At 68.6% G+C, this 16,575-nt stretch carries 14 protein-coding genes; 11 read left to right on the top strand and 3 right to left on the bottom strand.

The features are described 5' to 3' along the window. The first annotated feature begins 8 nt into the window (after positions 1–8). Positions 9–365, top strand: a complete 357-nt coding sequence (locus H4W30_RS18220) for a LapA family protein (protein ID WP_192743866.1) — start codon at positions 9–11, stop codon at positions 363–365. Here H4W30_RS18220 and H4W30_RS18215 read toward each other — a convergent pair. Further along, positions 353–1,282, bottom strand: coding sequence for an AraC family transcriptional regulator (locus H4W30_RS18215; protein ID WP_192743865.1), 930 nt, complete (start codon positions 1,280–1,282; stop codon positions 353–355). The two genes, H4W30_RS18220 and H4W30_RS18215, sit on opposite strands and share 13 nt — an antisense overlap. 82 nt (positions 1,283–1,364) lie before the next feature. Between H4W30_RS18215 and H4W30_RS18210 the strand changes: the two genes are divergently transcribed. Beyond that, positions 1,365–1,763: a pyridoxamine 5'-phosphate oxidase family protein gene (locus tag H4W30_RS18210; protein ID WP_192743864.1), complete on the top strand. Its 399-nt coding sequence runs from the start codon at positions 1,365–1,367 to the stop codon at positions 1,761–1,763. Here H4W30_RS18210 and H4W30_RS18205 read toward each other — a convergent pair. Continuing rightward, on the bottom strand, positions 1,744–2,595 hold the full coding sequence (locus tag H4W30_RS18205; RefSeq protein ID WP_225949377.1) for a maleylpyruvate isomerase family mycothiol-dependent enzyme: 852 nt from the start codon (positions 2,593–2,595) through the stop codon (positions 1,744–1,746). The genes H4W30_RS18210 and H4W30_RS18205 overlap by 20 nt on opposite strands. 80 nt (positions 2,596–2,675) lie before the next feature. Between H4W30_RS18205 and H4W30_RS18200 the strand changes: the two genes are divergently transcribed. Next, the gene (locus H4W30_RS18200) at positions 2,676–3,458 is read left to right on the top strand and encodes an Abi-alpha family protein (RefSeq protein WP_192743863.1); all 783 of its coding nucleotides are present in this window, start codon (positions 2,676–2,678) and stop codon (positions 3,456–3,458) included. Between the two features lie 7 nt (positions 3,459–3,465). Beyond that, positions 3,466–4,710: a DUF445 domain-containing protein gene (locus tag H4W30_RS18195; protein ID WP_192743862.1), complete on the top strand. Its 1,245-nt coding sequence runs from the start codon at positions 3,466–3,468 to the stop codon at positions 4,708–4,710. Between the two features lie 32 nt (positions 4,711–4,742). Here the strand turns inward: H4W30_RS18195 and H4W30_RS18190 are convergent, their stop codons facing one another. After that, positions 4,743–5,114: a winged helix-turn-helix transcriptional regulator gene (locus H4W30_RS18190; protein ID WP_192743861.1), complete on the bottom strand. Its 372-nt coding sequence runs from the start codon at positions 5,112–5,114 to the stop codon at positions 4,743–4,745. 126 nt (positions 5,115–5,240) lie between these two features. Between H4W30_RS18190 and H4W30_RS18185 the strand changes: the two genes are divergently transcribed. The 7 genes from H4W30_RS18185 to H4W30_RS18155 all read left to right on the top strand — a co-directional run bounded on the left by H4W30_RS18185 (position 5,241) and on the right by H4W30_RS18155 (position 16,428). Then, entirely contained in the window at positions 5,241–6,224 is a 984-nt protein-coding gene (locus H4W30_RS18185; RefSeq protein ID WP_192743860.1) for a zinc-dependent alcohol dehydrogenase family protein, read from the top strand. 364 nt (positions 6,225–6,588) lie between these two features. Beyond that, a complete protein-coding gene (locus H4W30_RS18180; RefSeq protein WP_192743859.1) occupies positions 6,589–9,561 on the top strand; it encodes a patatin-like protein in 2,973 nt (990 codons plus the stop codon). Positions 9,562–9,784: 223 nt separating this feature from the next. Then, on the top strand, positions 9,785–10,276 hold the full coding sequence (gene ectA / locus H4W30_RS18175) for a diaminobutyrate acetyltransferase (protein WP_192743858.1): 492 nt from the start codon (positions 9,785–9,787) through the stop codon (positions 10,274–10,276). A gap of 38 nt (positions 10,277–10,314) precedes the next feature. Further along, positions 10,315–11,565: a diaminobutyrate--2-oxoglutarate transaminase gene (gene ectB / locus H4W30_RS18170; RefSeq protein WP_192743857.1), complete on the top strand. Its 1,251-nt coding sequence runs from the start codon at positions 10,315–10,317 to the stop codon at positions 11,563–11,565. Positions 11,566–11,609: 44 nt separating this feature from the next. After that, entirely contained in the window at positions 11,610–11,999 is a 390-nt protein-coding gene (locus tag H4W30_RS18165) for an ectoine synthase (RefSeq protein WP_007033454.1), read from the top strand. Between the two features lie 26 nt (positions 12,000–12,025). Continuing rightward, the gene (gene thpD / locus H4W30_RS18160) at positions 12,026–12,925 is read left to right on the top strand and encodes an ectoine hydroxylase (protein ID WP_192743856.1); all 900 of its coding nucleotides are present in this window, start codon (positions 12,026–12,028) and stop codon (positions 12,923–12,925) included. 713 nt (positions 12,926–13,638) lie between these two features. Beyond that, positions 13,639–16,428 carry an AfsR/SARP family transcriptional regulator gene (locus H4W30_RS18155; protein ID WP_192743855.1) on the top strand — a complete coding sequence of 930 codons (2,790 nt, stop codon included), beginning with the start codon at positions 13,639–13,641 and terminating at the stop codon, positions 16,426–16,428. Positions 16,429–16,575 lie beyond the last annotated feature (147 nt).

The following is a 16,575-nucleotide window of genomic DNA, read 5'->3' as shown; positions in this document are numbered from 1 at the left end:
TGTCCAGCATGACGCAGCCGGAGGAGGGCGCCGCCCAGGTTCCCGTCACGCCGTCCGAAACCGCGGGCGGCGCACGCCACAGCGGTAAATTCGAAGCCGGCCCGAAGCTCAAACGGACGCGGGTGAGCGGCACCTGGATCGCCGTCATCGTGGCGTTGATCGTGCTGGTGTTCCTGCTCGTGTTCATCCTGCAGAACCAGGACACGGCCACCGTGCACTTCCTCGGCATGTCCGGGAGCATGCCGCTGGCGGTCGCGATGCTGTTCTCCGTGATCGCCGGTGGCGCGCTGGTCGCGCTCGTCGGCGGCGCCCGGATCCTGCAGTTGCGCAAACAGGCCAAGAAGTCGCGGCATCAGCTGCGCTGAGGGACCGCGCGCCGGAACTCGCTCGGGTTGACGCCCCGCACGCGTTTGAACGCCGCGCTGAACCCGAACGCGTCGGAGTAGCCGACGGTGCGGGCGATATCCGAGATGGTCGCGGACTCCTTGCCGGTCAGCAGATCCGCCGCGAGCGTCATCCGCCAGCGGGTGAGGTAGGTCAGCGGCGGTTCGCCGACCAGGTCGGCGAACCGTTTGGCCAGCGTCGACCGCGACACCCCGGTCCGCCCGGCCAGCGTGCCGACGGTCCACGGTGCCGCCGGTTCCGCGTGCAGCAGGCGCAGGGCGTCGCCGACCACGGGATCCCGCTGCGCGGCCCACCACGCCGGGGGTTCGCCGCCCGGCCGCTCGAACCACTCCCGCAGGGAACAGACCAGCAGCCAGTCCAGCAACCGGTCGAGGACCACCTGCTGCCCCGGCGCGTCGACGGCGACCTCCGCGGCGAGGTGCTCCAGCACGGGGTCACCCGCGCCGCCGGAGTCCACGCGCAGCACGACGGGCAGCGCGTCCAGCAGCGGGCGGCCGATCTCGCCGCGCACCGGGTACGCGCCGACGATCAAGGTCGTCTCGCCGCCCGGGTCGTCGACCCAGCCCAGCCGGTGCCGGGTCCCGCCCTGTTCGGGCGTCGCGCAGTCCTCGCCGCACGCGATCGGTTCGGCCGGGGTGCCGACCGCGTCGACGAAGGTGAACGTCGCCGGGCCGCGCACGATGACCGACTCCCCCGCGCGAAGCTGCTCGGGCGGGCCGTCCTCCGGGACGATCCAGCCAGCGCCGGTGAGCACCGCGCACAGGGTCAGCGGCGCGCCGTCCACGAAGTGCAGATTCCACGGCGGGGAGAGGGTCGAACTGCCGAACAGCGAACCGTGGGAGCGCACCCCGCGGATCAGGTCACTGAACACGTCCACCTGGCCGAGGTTAGACGAATACACAGGCGATCCGGTCTTTCACCTATGGGATCGTCCGGATCTGCCGTGTTGAATCGAGCTCATGCTCACCTCTGACGACCTCGAATTCCTCCGCAGGCCGCTGCACGGGTTCCTGACCGTGGCCGACGGCCCGGTCCGGCCGGTGTGGTTCGAGGCCGACGGCGACGGCACGATCCAGCTCTTCACTCCCCGCGACTCGCCCAAGGTGCGGCGGCTGAAGGACGACCCCCGCGCGTCGATCATCGTGGCCGCGCCGGTGGGCGAACGCGAGCGCTGGGTCTCGGTCTCCGGCGGCGCCACGGTCGAGCCCGACGGGGCACACGAACTGGCCGCACGACTCGGCGCGCGTTACTGGGACCTCGACGACCCCGCCCACGCGGGCGAGCTCGCCGGGATCCAGACCCTCGACCTCGTGCGGCTCGTCATCCGGCCGGAGAAGGTCAGCCGTTACTCGATGTGATGATCGACGTCATCCCGAGCAAGGCTGCGCAAACGTTTTCGTCGCCCTCGGCGGTGACCCGGCCGCGGTCCGCCGGGTTCCGGGTGCACAGCCGCCAGAAGGTGTCCGCGTCCGTCGTCACCGAGGCCAGCGGCGCGCGTGACGTCGGCGCGGCCCGGTCGAGTTCCCAGCCGTCGGCGGTCCGCCGCGCCGTCCACTTCCCGCCACCCTGACCGGTGACCGTGTAGGCGACCTGCCTGCCCGTGCGCGCGTCGACGTCACGCAGGGTGTGCGGCAGCGCCCGCATGAAGGTGTCGACCACCGGACCGCGGAACTCCGCCTCGTCCAGCATCCGCGCGCCCACGGCCTCGCGGATCTGTTGCTGGTGCACCCAGAACTCGGTGTACTCGCGGGCGACGTCGAGCCAGACTGGCGCGGGCTCGTCCCCGGCCCAGCTCACCGGCTCGCCGAGGGCGTCGAGGTCGGCACGGCCGAACATCTCGGCGATCTGCGAGGTGCTGTCCACCAGCATCGCGAACAGCACCTCGGGGGACAGCCGGCGGCACGCGACGACCCATTCGTCGTTGATCCGGTCGATGAAGTCCTCGAAGCGTTCGCCCTCGCGCGGTGCCGTCGTCCGGTAGTCGTCACGGTCGCGGGACAGCCTGCCGAGTTTGTCGCCGAGGATGTGGGCGGCGAGATCGTGCACCGTCCAGCCCGTGCACACCGTCGGCGCGGCCCATTGGTCCGCGTCGAGTCCCGTCAGTACGTCCAGCAGGGCTTGCTCCTCCCGCGCGAACAGCGGGAGGACGTCGATCGGCGGACCCCAGCGCGTGAAGCTCATGGTGACCATCCAAACACCCAGGTCCATCACATTTTCGGCCATTCGGCCTACTCGCAGGTAGCATCAGCGCGAACGCGAGGGGAGTGCCCGTGAGCAACGATCGACCCGCCGGTGAAGACCTGGCCGCTTTCGCCAAACGAGCGGGACAGCTGGCCGGCTGGGCCGCGCGCACGGGCTTCGAGTTCACCCGCAAACTCCCCGGCGTCGAGATCGCCGAACAGATCGTCAAACAGGGCGAGCGGCAGCTGCTTTCGGAGCTGCGCCGCCGTCTCGACGAGGTCGACGACCCGTACCACGCCGCGCTCACCGCCGCGTCCGCGATGAACCGGCCCGACACCAACGGTTCGCGGCCGGTCGAGGCGACCATCACCCTCGTGCACACCCGCGCCCAGCTCGAACCGCTCCGCGCGGCGATGGCCGAACTGCTCAACCACTCCATCGGCTTCGGCCGCGAGCGGGCCCGCGAGTACCTCTACGCGATCATCCTGCGGCAGCTCACTCCGGACGAGGCCCGCATCCTTTCCGCGCTCTCCGACGGCTCGCCGTTCCCGGTCGTCGACGTCGCCGAGCGGACCAGCCTCGGTGCGGCCGGGCGGTTCGTGCTCCGCAACGCTTCCACCGTCGGCAAGGCCGCCGGGGTGTCGCTGCCGGACCAGGTGCCCGGCTACCTCACCAGGCTGATCGGGCTCGGCCTCGTCGAGCTGGACGAAGAGGTGCCCGCGCTGGAGACGCAGTACGAGATCCTGCTGACCGACGAGACCGTCCGCGAGGCGGAGAAGTCGGTCAAACGGGCGAAGTTCGTGAAGCGCACGGTCCATATTTCCCGCCTCGGCGCCCAGTTCTGGCAGGCCTGCGACCCGAGCGCCGGCTGACCTCGGCATGGGTGCGTTCCTCGACGGGATCCTCGCCGATTTCGGCGAGCACTGGCCGATCTACGTCTCCATCCCGATCGTCGCCGCCCTGATCGGCTACACCACCAAACTCGTCGCGATCCGGATGATGTTCCAGCCGGTCGAGTTCGTCGGTATCAAACCCTTCCTCGGCTGGCAGGGCATCGTGCCCAAACGCGCCGCCCGGATGGCGAGTATCGCCTGCGACACGATGACCGAGCAGCTGATCAAACCGGCCGAGGTCGTCGCCCGGCTCGATCCGCAGAGAATCGCCAAGGAGATCGAAAAACCGCTCCAGGCGGCCGTCGAGGACATCGTGCGCGACGTCGCCGCCCACTACCAGCCGGGGCTGTGGGAATCCCTGCCGGTGGGCATGCAGCGGTTGGTGATCCAGCGCGTCCAGGCCGAGACGCCGCGGATGGTCGCGGCCGTGCTGGAGCTGATCAAGTCCGATGTGGACAGTGTGTTCGACCTCAAGGGCATGGTGGTCACCGCACTGGTCAAGGACAAACGGCTGCTGAACCGGATCTTCCAGGAGGCGGGCGACAAGGAGTTCAAGTTCATCGCCCGCTCCGGCATCTTCTTCGGCGGGCTCATCGGGATCATCCAGATGGTCGCGTGGGTGCTGTTCAAGTTCCCGCTGATCATGCCGCTGTTCGGGCTCTTCACCGGCTGGTTCACCGACTGGCTCGCGCTGCGGATGATCTTCTACCCGATCGAGGAACGCCGGTACTTCGGCGTGCGCTGGCAGGGCCTGTTCCTGAAGCGGCGCGGTGAGGTCGCGGAGGCGTACGGCGCGCTGATCGCGAAGGAGATCATCACTCCGCACAACGTGATCGAGGCGGTGCTGCACGGCCCGCTGTCGGACCGCGTGCTCGGACTCATCCAGCGCCAGCTCGACGAACAGCTCGGGCGCCGGGTCGGCGTCGGGAAACCGCTGGTGGTGTTCGCGGTCGGCAGCAAGCGGTATCAGGACATGAAGCTGAACATCGCCGAGAAGATCATGGACAAGCTGCCGGAGACCATGCGGTACATCGAGGACTACGCGACCGACGCGATGGACATCCGGAACGTGCTGGTGACGAAGATGAAGGAGCTGTCGCCGCGCGAGTTCGAGGGCCTGCTGCGGCCGGCTTTCCAGCAGGACGAATGGATCCTGATCGCGACCGGCGCCGTCCTGGGTTTCGCCGTCGGCGAGGCGCAGGTTCTGTTGCTGGAGCACTTCGCCGCCTGACACCCCGCATCCAGAGGACGAAATGCGGAGGTTTAGGAGGCCTTAGTGGCGTCGTAGGCCCGGCGTGCTTCGCCCACGATCGCCCGGTGCTTCGACGCCCAGGCGGAAAGCGCGTGCAGCGGCTCGTCGAGTTCGGCGGCGTGGGGCGTGATCGCGTACTCGACGCGCGGCGGGACCTCCGCGTAGACGGTCCGCGTCACGAGCCCGTTCCGTTCCAGATTCCGCAACGTCAGCGCGAGCATCCGGCGGCTGATCCCCTCGATACCGTGTTCGAGCTCGCTGAACCGCCGCGGCCCGTCGGTCAGCCGGACCAGGATCTGCATCGTCCACTTGTCACCGACGAGCCCGAGCACCTCGCGCAGCGAACAGGGCTCCCCGTCGGAAAAATCTTCGGCGTCGCTCATCGCGCTGACCTCGTTCGTAACAGGCTTGTTCCGTCGTGACACGAAAGTGCCGTCTTCCAGCGGATTCGATCCTGGCAGATGATCTGTGACGTTACAAGTCGTAACGGACTCTCCAAGGGGGACGACATGAGCAAGGCAGTGCTTTTCCGTACCGAGGGCGGGCCCGAGGTGCTGGAGGTCGTGGACGTCGAGATCGGCGAGCCGGGCCCGGGCGAGGTGCGGATCTCGATCGAAGCGATCGGTCTCAACCGCGCCGAAGCGATGTACCGCGGCGGCTACTACTTCGAGCGCGCCGAGCGGTTCCCGGCGGGCCTCGGCTATTCGTCGTCGGGTGTGATCGACGCGGTCGGCCCGGACGTCACGGGTTTCGCGCCGGGCGACCCGGTCACCACCATCGCCGGGTTTTCCCAGAAGGAGTACGGGGTCTACGGCGAACAGGCGATCGTCCCGGCCAGCGCCACGCTGCACCGGCCGGAAGGGCTCGGCCCGGTGGACGCCGTCACGATGTGGGGCTCGCTGCTCACCGCGTACGGCGCGATCATCGACGAAGGCAAGGTGCGGGCGGGCGACGCCGTGCTGATCACGGCGGCCTCGAGCGGGACGGCGCTGGCGGCGATCGAGGTCGCGAACCATATCGGCGCCACCACGATCGCGACCACCCGCACGCCGGAAAAGAAGGAACGGCTGCTGAAAGCCGGTGCGGCGCACGTGATCGTGACGAGTGAGGAAGACGTCGTCGAGCGCACCAAGGCCTACACCGGTGGCCGCGGCGCGGACCTGGTCTTCGACGCCATCGCCGGTGAAGGCGTGCGAGAACTGGCGGAAGCCACCGCGGAGGGCGGGTCGCTCGTGGTCTACGGCGCTTTGGACAGCAAGGAAACCCCGTTCCCGCTGTGGTTCGCGCCGACCATGCGGATGTTCAACGCCTTCGGTACCACGCTGAACCCCGAACGGCTCCGCCGCGCCGACGCCTTCGTGCGCGCCGGTGTGCGGGCTGGTTCGTTCCAGTCCCGGGTCGATCGCACGTTCCGGCTCGACGACGTCGTGGAGGCGCACCGGTATCTGGAGTCGAACCGGCAGTTCGGGAAGATCGTCCTCACCGTCGGCTGAGTCGCCTGGGCAGGCCGCCGACGTTGCGAAAGCCACTTTCCCAACCTTCAACGTTGCGAAAGTGGCTTTCGCAACACTCCACTCGCGAACCGAACCGGGAGTTTCGCGTGACTGCGAGGACGGCACGTGTGATCAGACGGACGACACGCGTGATTGAACGGACGAAACGTGTGATTGGACGGACGGCACGTGTGCCGTCCCGCTGGACACGCGTGTCGTCCGTCTGATCACGTGTGTCGTCCTTCCAAGCACGCGAAACCGCGCGGCCGCAGGGCCTTGCCCTTCCGGGCGCACCTTCGGCGGTACCCGGGATCCCCCGTCCGGTCTAGAGTGCCCCCTGCACAAAGCCTTGGGGAGGGCGCACATGGCCGACGCGGGGAGCCCGTGGCCGCAGGAGATCCGGCTGGCGATGACCATGGTGGGCGGGGCGAGCCTCGCGGTCTGGATGGGCGGGGTCGCCACCGAGACCTCGCATCTGTTGCAGGCGTCGAGAACGCCGGAATCGAAAAGCCCGTACCGGGCCTTGCTCGATCTGCTCAACGCCACCGTCTCGCTCGACGTGCTCACCGGCACGAGCGCCGGCGGTATCAACGCGGCGTGCCTCGGGCTGGCCGAGGCGTTCCGGTCGAGTCCGCAGGTGCTGCGCGACACGTGGATCAGCACGGGCTCGCTCGACAATCTGATCCGCGACCCCGGCGAGAAGGAACCGCGTTCGCTGCTCGACGGCGACAAGGTGCTGCTCGGCGATCTCAAGGACGCCTTGCACCGCATCACCGACAACGCGACGGTGAAACCCGACTGTCCCGACATCACCGTATTGCTCACCGGCACGATGATCGACGGCGAGACGACCAGGTTCGACGACGCGCTCGGAAACCTGGTGCGGGACACCGAACATCGCCTCCTGTTCCGCTTCGACGCTCCTTTGTGGACGGACGATGTGGTCGGCCCGCTCGCGCTCGCGGCGCGGTCCACCGCGTCGTTCCCCGGCGCGTTCGAGCTCTCCCGGATGCCGATCGGCGAGAAGACCGGTCCGCTGCATCCGGATATGACCAAATACACCGATGTCACCCGTTCGCATTGGCTCACCGACGGCGGGGTGTTGTTGAACAAGCCGCTGCGCCCGGCGTTGCGGGAGATCTTCGAGCGGCAGTCGCATTCGGACGTCCGGCGGCTGCTGCTGTACGTGGTGCCGACGGCGGAACGCGAAGCCGAGCGGGTCGCGGTCGATCCGGAGCGGCCGCCGCTGCTGGGCAGCGCGCTGAGCAAGGTCGTCGGCACCGTGCTGAGCCAGACGATCAGCGCCGAGCTGGAGGACCTGACCAGGCACAACGACGCCGTCGTCCGGACCAGGGGGACCCGGGTTTCCCTTGCCGCGATGGGGGTTCGCGGCGGTCCGGACTCGCTCGTCGACCAGCGGTTGATGAACGACTACCGCGACCGCCGGGTGCAGGAGGACGCCACCGCGCTGGTCCGTGAGGCGACCCGCAGGCTCTCACTGTCCGATGTGGAGGATCAGGGCCGCCAGTGGGCGTCCGGCACGGCGGCGCAGCTGCGCGCGGCCGCGGCCGCCGGGTTGCGGGACGGCCTGCCCACCGAACCGCCGAAGGATAGCTGCGATCTCGCGGACCTGGTCGCGTTCCGTACCACCGCGCTCGACGATTCGGTGGCCACCGGCCTTCAGTTGGTGAACGCGGGTTTCCGGCTCGATCCGGCGCCGGAGCAGGCGGTGCAGCTCAACCGTTGTCGCGTGCTGCTGCACGAAGCGCGGCACAAGGCGGCGCGGGGGAAGCGGCTCGCGGGCTGGGTGACCGAACAGGAACCGCCGTCATCCGACGTCACGCTGGCGGCCTGGATCGAAGGCCTCGCCAAGGAATGGGCCGCGCTCGGCCGTTCGGACACGCTGAAGGAGGCGTGGCCGCTCGTCGTCGCCGCCCTCCGGCAGGCCACGCCGATCCTTTTGCCGCTGGCGCAGGCGAAACCCGACACCGAAGCCGCCGACACGGTCAGCACGCTGCTGGCCTGGACGGGGCTCACGCCGGACGACGACAGCGCCGGAGATCCCATCGTCACCTCCCGGCTGGTGCGTCTCCACATCGCGACCCGGGGACTGCTCGCGCAGCCGCCGTCGGTCGATCAGCGGGTCGATCTCGTCCAGGTCAGCGCGGATTCGCGGACGCTGCTGGACATGAAGCGACGCCGTTCGTGGGACAAGCTCACGGGGATGCAGGCCGACTACTTCGGCGCGTTCTACAAGGCGTCCTGGCGCGCGAACGACTGGATGTGGGGCCGCGTCGACGGCGCGGGCTGGCTCGTGCAGTGCCTGCTGGACCCGAAACGGTTGCGCCTGCTGCGCGACGTCGTCGGACGGGAGGCGTTCCGGACGCAGGTGCGGGACACCTTCAAGGAGATCGGCTGGCGGCAGCCCGGCACGGAAGACGGGCTGTCACAAGAGGAAGCGGACGCCCTGCGCGCGCAATTGGCCGGGGAACTGGCTTTCCTCGGCCTCGACGGTGAGCTCGCCGACGTCGAAACCGAAGCCGGCCTCCCGGTCAGCATGCCGGTGACGGCGATGGTGCTCGCCAGGGTGCGGCAGCTGGAGATCGCCCGCGAGGAGCTGCCGTGTGTCGGCCTCCATTGCGGACACGACGCGAAAACGGCCAAGGGGAACGGGAAACCGTCGGAACGGTTCAGGAGACTCGTCGAGAACGAGCCGGAAACCGACGAGCAGACCCAGCGCGCGTTCCAGGCGTGCCAGGTCTCCGGTGAACGGTTCGAACACGAACGCGGGACGATGCTCCTGACGAAGACGCTGGTCAAGGCCGGTGCCGCCGGGCTCAACGCGGCCGCCGGGGCGACCAGGGTGCCGAAGTCGGTCCAGCCGGCCGCCACCTTCGCCAAGGCCGCCGGGCGCAGCGCGTGGTGGATCACGCGCGGGGCGGCCACCCTGCCGTCGCCGTGGAACGTGCTCGCCGCGCTGATCACCGTGCTCGCCGGGTTCGTCCTCGGTGGACAGGGCGGCCCCGTCCTGCAGTGGGTCGGTGTGCCGGTCGCCGCCGGCGCCATTGTGTTCCTGGCGGTGAGCCTGATGACGTTGCGCAAGACGTGGCGCATGGTGCTCACGGTGCTCGGTGTGCTGGTGGTGGCGGCGCTGCTGTTCGCCGCGTTCCTGCCACCGGTACGCGACCCGCTGTTCGGCTGGCTCGGCGGCGTCGTCGCGGGCTGGCGGCGCGGCGAGGCGCCGGTCTGGTGGCTGGTCGTCTGCCTGTTGCTCGTCCTGCCCGCCATCTGGACGCCGCTCGGTTCGCTCGTGGGTCGCAAGCGGCGTCGTGAATAGCGGAATCGGATGCCGAAAAGTGCCCTGAGCCTGCGACGAAGTGGTAACGGTTGGTATCGTCACATGCAGTGAGACCGCAGCGGAGCGGCCTTACCCACGAGTGCTGCGCTTCAAACGTTACCGTTACCTTTGTCACGTGTGTTTCAGGGTTGTTGCAGGTAGCCGCGTTGCCGCCGTCGCGCTGATCTGACCGCGCCCGAATCCTCCGGTACGTTTCTTGGACATGTCCGGAAAGCACTTGATCGAAAATCCGACCAAGGCAGACGGTGCCGCGCTCTGGAGAATCGCCCGCGATTCGAAGAAGCTCGATCTCAACACGCCTTACGCCTATTTGCTGTGGTGTCACGATTTCGCCGACACGTCGGTGGTCGCGAAAGTCGACGGCACGCCGGTCGGCTTCGTGATCGGGTACCGCAAACAGGACGTCGGCTTCGTCTGGCAGGTCGCGGTCGACGCGTCCCAGCGAGGAAAAGGCCTGGCCGGAGCTCTGCTCGACGAACTCTTCGGCCGGTTGACCGCCCAGGGCGTGCGGTACCTCGAAACGACGATCACCCCGGACAACGAGGCTTCGATCCGGTTGTTCGCCTCGTTCGCCAAGCGGTGGAACGCCACCGTGGAACGCCAGGATCTGTTCTCCGCGACGGATTTCCCGGCCGAGGAAGGAACGCATGAGCAGGAGGACCTGTACCGAATCGGTCCGCTCAGCAGTCAATAGAACGTAAATCCGGGGATCTCAGGGAGAAAGAAAACGTCATGAGCATTTTCGAGGAACTCGAATCCGAGGTGCGCAGCTACAGCCGCGGCTGGCCCGTCGTGTTCGACAGGGCGCAGGGGAGCTACCTCTACGACGAGGACGGCAAGCCCTATCTCGACTTCTTCGCCGGCGCCGGCGCGCTCAACTACGGGCACAACAACCCGGCGCTCAAGCGGGCACTGATCGACTACATCGCGCGGGACGGCGTGACGCACGCGCTCGACATGTTCACCGTCGCCAAGCGGGACTTCCTCCAGACCCTGCAGGAGAAGATCCTCCGGCCGCGGGATCTGGACTACAAGGTCGTCTTCCCCGGCCCCGGTGGCGCCAACGCGGTCGAGGCCGCGCTGAAGCTCGCCCGCAAGGTGACCGGCAAGGAATCGGTCATCAACTTCACCAACGCCTTCCACGGGATGACGCTGGGCGCCCTCTCGGTGACCGGTAACTCGATGAAGCGCGGCGGCGCGGGTGTCCCGCTGGTCCACGCCACCCCGATGCCGTACGACAACTACTTCGACGGCTCCATCCCGGACTTCCTCTACTTCGAGAAGCTGCTCGAAGACTCCGGCAGCGGCCTGAACGAGCCCGCCGCCGTGATCGTCGAGGGCGTGCAGGGCGAGGGCGGTATCAACGCCGCCCGCGTCGAGTGGCTCAAGGCGCTGGACGACCTGTGCAAGAAGCACGGCATCCTGCTGATCCTCGACGACGTCCAGATGGGCTGCGGCCGCACCGGCCCGTTCTTCAGCTTCGAGGACGCGGGTATCAAACCCGACATCGTCTGCCTCTCGAAGTCCATCGGCGGCTACGGCATCCCGATGGCGCTGACGCTGATCCGCCCGGACCTCGACGTCTGGGAGCCGGGTGAGCACAACGGCACCTTCCGTGGCATCAGCCCGGCGTTCGTCACCGCGACCGAGGCGCTGCGCGTCTACTGGAGCGACGACGAGCTGGAGAAGTCCACCAAGGCCAAGGGCGAGCGCATCGGCGCGGCCTTCCAGGGCATCGTCGAGGCGTACCCGGACGCGAACCTGTTCGCGAAGGGCCGCGGCCTGGCCCGGGGCATCGAGTTCGCCAACGGCGACCTCGCGGGCAAGGTCTGCGCCGCCGCGTTCGAACGCGGGCTGCTGATGGAGACCTCCGGCCCCGACGGCGAGGTCATGAAGGTCCTCCCGCCGCTCACCCTGACGGACGACGAGCTCACGAAGGGCCTCGCGATCATCGACGAGGCCGTCGCCACCGTCCTCAACTGACCTGAACCGACCGCCCTCAACCAGGAACGAGAAGGAGTTCTCCGTTGCTTGTCAGAACACTCGACGAGGTCACCGACACCGACGCCGACATCAAGACCCCGAACTGGCGCAGCAAGCGCATCGTGCTGGCCAAGGAGGGCGTCGGCTTCTCGGTGCACGAGACCACGCTGTACGCCGGGACGGTCAACGACTTCTGGTACGCGAACCACATCGAAGCGGTGTTCATCACCTCTGGTGAGGGCGAGCTCGAAAACACCGCGACCGGCGAGGTCTTCCAGCTGAAGCCGGGCACGTTGTACCTGCTCAACGACCACGACAAGCACCAGGTCCGGCCCAAGACCGAGATCAAGTGCGTCTGCGTGTTCAACCCGCCCATCACCGGCCGTGAGGTCCACGACGAAAACGGCGTGTACCCGCTCGTCACCGAACCCTAGAAGAATCGCTCGAGGAGGCGACCGCATTGACGCTGACCGACACCCGAGTCGACGACAGTTACCCGACCCGCATCACGGGTAAGCCCGAACACCTGCCCAGGACGCACCCCACCGTCTGGGGCACCGAGGCCGACGGTCCCTTGGACGCGGCCACGCTCGCCAACCACGAAACGCGTGGTTACACCGTCGTCGACCAGTTGCTGTCGCCGGGCGAGGTCCAGACCTACTGGCAGGAACTCGTCAGGATGTCGTCGGGGGACCACAGCGGCGACGAACGCGTGATCACCGAGGCCAAGACCGGTGAGGTCCGCTCGATCTTCGACGTCCACGAGACCAACGAGCTGATCGCGGAACTCGTCCGCGACCCGCGCGTGCTCGACCGGGCCCGGCAGATCCTCGGCTCCGAGGTCTACATCCACCAGAGCCGCGTGAACTACATGCCCGGCTTCAAGGGCACCGGGTTCTACTGGCACTCGGACTTCGAGACCTGGCACGCCGAGGACGGCATGCCGGTGCCGCGCGCGGTCAGCTGCTCCATCGCGCTCACCGACAACTACCCGTTCAACGGCGGGCTGATGGTGATGCCGGGTTCGCAGCGGACCTTCGTCCAGTGCGCCGGGGAAACCCCGGAGGACAACTACAAGAGTTCGCTGAAAGAGCAGCGGGTCGGCGTCCCGAGCGAAGAGGACATCACCTCGCTCGCCGCCGAATACGGGATCGACCAGTTCACCGGGCAGGCCGGTTCCGCGCTCTGGTTCGATTCGAACGTGATGCACGGTTCCTCGAACAACATCACGCCGTACCCGAGGTCGAACATCTTCCTCGTGTTCAACAGCGTCGAAAACGCGCTGCGGGAGCCGTACGCCGCGATCGAACCGCGTCCGGCGTTCATCGCCGGCCGCGACTCGACCCCGCTGTCGCGCTGACCCGATTTGCGAAACCGCAGGTCGCGAAGGCCATGATGGGGCGCTTGTAGCCGTCGGTGTGCGCCCTGTTACGTTGTCGCCACGCGAGCGGGCCAGTGGGCTCGCTCACGTAGGTGTTGTCGACGACCGAACGGGTTCTTCGCTCGGGGTGAGCCCACCCGGACGGACGTGGACGCCGATGTCCGATGTGGGTCGCGCCCCCAGGCGGCCCAAGTCGGACATCTCCCGGCTCCGTGCCATCAGATCGGGACTGATGGCACGGAGCCTTTTTTCGTCTCTTGGGTCACGGACTCGCGGCTCGCCACGCACGCCCCGCAGGCACCACAGCGGCCGCGCGTGAAGGCCCCCTTCCCTCGGCTCAGCCGAGGAAACTCGGCCTTCGCACCTCGCCGAGTACATGAAGGCCCCCATCCTTGCGTTAGGCACAAGCAAGGGCGAGCCCTGGCGCTGAGGACGCATGTCCTGAAGGGCACCTTCGAGACGTTCAACGTCCCAAAGGTGCCCTTCAGGACGACCGTCCCCGCGGAACCGAAGTCCACAGTGGACGGATGCTGCCCGCTTAGGCGCCTTTGTCCGGATCCGCCGGGGTCGTTCCTTGCCCTGAAAGTAGGGAAGGAGGCCTTCACGGCCTCGAGTGTCCTGGTTGGCGGGCTCTCCGCGCGGTAGGTTGGCTGTTCCGGTAAGGGGAGAGATCGGAGGGAGGGGGGCTTGTCATGGCCGAAAGCGGTTCCCCTGCCCGCTTCCAGCTCCTCGGTCCCGTGCGCCTCCTCGACGGCGATCGGCCGGTCCCCGTCGGCGGTCCCGGCGTCCGCGGCCTGCTCGCGCTGCTGGCGCTGAAGGTCAACAAGGTCGTCGCGCTCGACGAGATCATCGACGCGCTCTGGGGGCACGACCCGCCGGCCACCGCCCGCACGATCGTCCACGGCAACGTCTCGCATCTGCGCCGCGTGCTCCGGGGCATCCAGGGGGACCATCCGGACGGCGCCCGGATCCTGACCGCGCCGCCCGGCTACCAGCTGACCGTCGAGCCCGAGCGGATCGACGTCCATCGCGCCCGATCCCTGCTGGAGCGGGCTTCGGCGGAAGAGCCGGAGAAGGCGTCCGCGCTGCTCACCGAGGCCCTCGCGCTCTGGCAGGGGCCCGCGCTCGCCGGTGTGCCGGGGTCGGTCCGTGCGCCCGAACTGGAGGATCTGCGGCTCGCCGTCCACGGCGCCAGGGTCGACGCGGACCTCGAACTGGGCAGGCACGCGGAACTGATCGTCGAACTCAGCCCGCTCGTCCGGGCGAATCCGCTCGCCGAGCGCACGGCAGGTCAGCTGATGCGCGCGCTCTACCACGCCGGCCGCCGCGGAGACGCGCTCGAGCTCTACCGCACGGTGTCCCGGGCGACCCTGCGCACCCTCGGCGTCGAACCCGGCGCGGACCTGCGCTGGCTGCATGAACGAGTCCTCAACGACGATCTTCCGGTCAAGGTCGTCGCGGAACCGAAGGCCGAGGCGGCGCCCGTCCAGCAGCTTCCGCCCGCGGTGCCGAACCTCGCCGGGCGCGAGGCCGACCTGGCCTGGCTCGACGAACTCGCCGAGCGGGCCGAAGCGGGCGAGACCGCGGTCGGCGTGGTCACCGGAACGGCCGGGATCGGCAAGAGCAGCCTGGTGGTGTGGTGGGCGCATCGGGCAGGCCGCCGCTTCCCCGACGGCATCCTTTTCGCCTCCCTGCGGGGTTTCGACCCGCATCATCCGCCGCTGGAGCCCGCCGACCTGCTCACCCAGTTCCTGCTCGGGCTCGGCGTCCCGGCCGAGGGCGTCCCGGAACAGGTCCACGAACGCGTCGCCCTCTACCGCTCGATGATCGCCGGGCGCCGGATGCTGGTCATCCTCGACAACGCCCGGAGCGCCGAGCAGGTCCGGCCGTTGCTGCCGCCCGGTTCGCGGTCGATGACGCTGGTGACCAGCCGTTCCCGGCTCGACGGGCTCGCCGTGTCCAACGCGGCCAAACTGCGGGTGCTCGGCACCCTCGCGCCCGGCGACGCCGTCCGGCTGATCGAGGAACTCGCCGGGCCCGCCGGTTTCGACCTCAACCACGCGCTCGCCCGGCTCTGCGGCTATCTCCCGCTGGCGCTGCGGATCGCGGGTGCCCGGCTCGCCGCGAGCGCGCAGTGGTCCGCGCAGGATCTGGTCGACGAACTCGGCAACGAACGGACCAGGCTGGCCGCGCTCGACGTCGAGGGCCCGGACGACGGTGTCCGCGCGGCGTTCGACGTCTCGTTCCGAGGGCTGCCGCCGGAGGTCGCGGACACCTTCCTGCGGCTCGGCGTCGTCCAGTGCGTTTCGGCCGGTTCGCATCTGACGGCGGCGATCGGCGGGATCACCGTCGCCGAGGCGCGGCGGCATCTGCGGGTGCTCGCCGCGCACAACCTGCTCGCCGAAACCGGCCGCGATTCGTTCGTCCCGCACGATCTCGTCCGCCTGTTCCTCCGTGAGCTGGCGGAGAACGAACTCGACGAAGCCGACCGCGAAGACGTCCTGTCGCGGTCGGTGCGGTTCTATCAGGCCGTCGCCGACCGGGCCCGGCGGAAGATGCTGCGGATCGTCGACCCGCTCGACTTCACCGGGGAGCTGACCGACGCGCAGACGCCGCCGATCGGTTCCTTCGACGAGGCGCAGGACTGGTTTACCGCGGAATGGGAGAACCTGATCGAGGTACTCGAAGCCGCCCGCGCCGCCGGACGCCACGACGACGTCTGGCGGCTGGCCAGGGTCGCGCACACCTATCGCGCGGTGTACCCGCTGCTGGACGAGTGGACGCGGCTGGTCGAGATCGGGCTGGAGGCCGCCGAGCGATCCGGCGACGTCCTCGGCCGGTGCTGGATGCTGATCTCCCGCTGCGCCATCGCCCTCACCTTCGAACTGCCGCAGGGCTGCCTCGCCGACGCCGAACGCGCGCTGGAACTCGCGACCGCGATCGGCGACGACCGGCTGACGATCTCCGCGAACATCCACCTCGGCTCCGCGCTCACCTTGCTGGGGCGGCACGACGAGGCGATCAGGACGCTGCGGCGCGTGGTCGAGGAGACCGAGCGGACCGGCGATCTCGAACTGCGCGGGCAGGCGCTCAACAACTGCGCCGAGGCCGAAAAACGGGCGGGGCGGTTCATCGAGGCGATCGGGCATCAGGTCGCCTCGCTGGAGATCGACCGCACGCTCGGGGACGAGAGCTACGTCGTCGTCTCGCTGAACAACCTGGCCGAATTGAGCCTGCGGATCGGCGAGCTCGCCGCGGCCGAGCGGTACGTGTGGGAAGCGGTGGACCTGACGATCAGCAGACGGTTCGTCCTGCAGGAGGGCGTCCTGCGGCTGACGCTGGGCAGGGTGCTGCGGGCCGGGTCGGATGTGGACGGTGCCCGCGAGCAATTCGCGCTCGCGCTGAAAATCCTCGCGGACGCCAATCCCAAGCTCGCCGCGCTGGTCCGTGCGGAATTCACGGACCTCGGCGAAAGTCCGTGAGTGATCCTTAGCGGATTCTTAGTGGCCTCGCCGCGCACGCGCGTAGGGTCCGGTTCAGTGTCGATCGAGCCCTAGGGGAGGGGCACGCGGTAGTGATCGACACTCGGGCGGGCCCTTCGCGGGTCCCGTCCGAAGAGCCGCCAGGAG

This window comes from Amycolatopsis roodepoortensis, from assembly GCF_014873915.1.
GTDB lineage: Bacteria > Actinomycetota > Actinomycetes > Mycobacteriales > Pseudonocardiaceae > Amycolatopsis > Amycolatopsis roodepoortensis.
This window is presented reverse-complemented; position numbering and strand designations above follow the sequence as displayed.

Bases quoted from the DNA above. Each gene is read 5' to 3' on its own strand.
- H4W30_RS18220 (WP_192743866.1), top strand. From the start codon at position 9: ATGACGCAGCCGGAGGAGGGCGCCGCCCAGGTTCCCGTCACGCCGTCC.
- H4W30_RS18210 (WP_192743864.1), top strand. From the start codon at position 1,365: ATGCTCACCTCTGACGACCTCGAATTCCTCCGCAGGCCGCTGCACGGG.
- H4W30_RS18205 (WP_225949377.1), bottom strand. From the start codon at position 2,595: ATGGTCACCATGAGCTTCACGCGCTGGGGTCCGCCGATCGACGTCCTC.
- H4W30_RS18195 (WP_192743862.1), top strand. From the start codon at position 3,466: ATGGGTGCGTTCCTCGACGGGATCCTCGCCGATTTCGGCGAGCACTGG.
- H4W30_RS18190 (WP_192743861.1), bottom strand. From the start codon at position 5,114: ATGAGCGACGCCGAAGATTTTTCCGACGGGGAGCCCTGTTCGCTGCGC.
- H4W30_RS18185 (WP_192743860.1), top strand. From the start codon at position 5,241: ATGAGCAAGGCAGTGCTTTTCCGTACCGAGGGCGGGCCCGAGGTGCTG.
- H4W30_RS18180 (WP_192743859.1), top strand. From the start codon at position 6,589: ATGGCCGACGCGGGGAGCCCGTGGCCGCAGGAGATCCGGCTGGCGATG.
- ectA (WP_192743858.1), top strand. From the start codon at position 9,785: ATGTCCGGAAAGCACTTGATCGAAAATCCGACCAAGGCAGACGGTGCC.
- ectB (WP_192743857.1), top strand. From the start codon at position 10,315: ATGAGCATTTTCGAGGAACTCGAATCCGAGGTGCGCAGCTACAGCCGC.
- H4W30_RS18155 (WP_192743855.1), top strand. From the start codon at position 13,639: ATGGCCGAAAGCGGTTCCCCTGCCCGCTTCCAGCTCCTCGGTCCCGTG.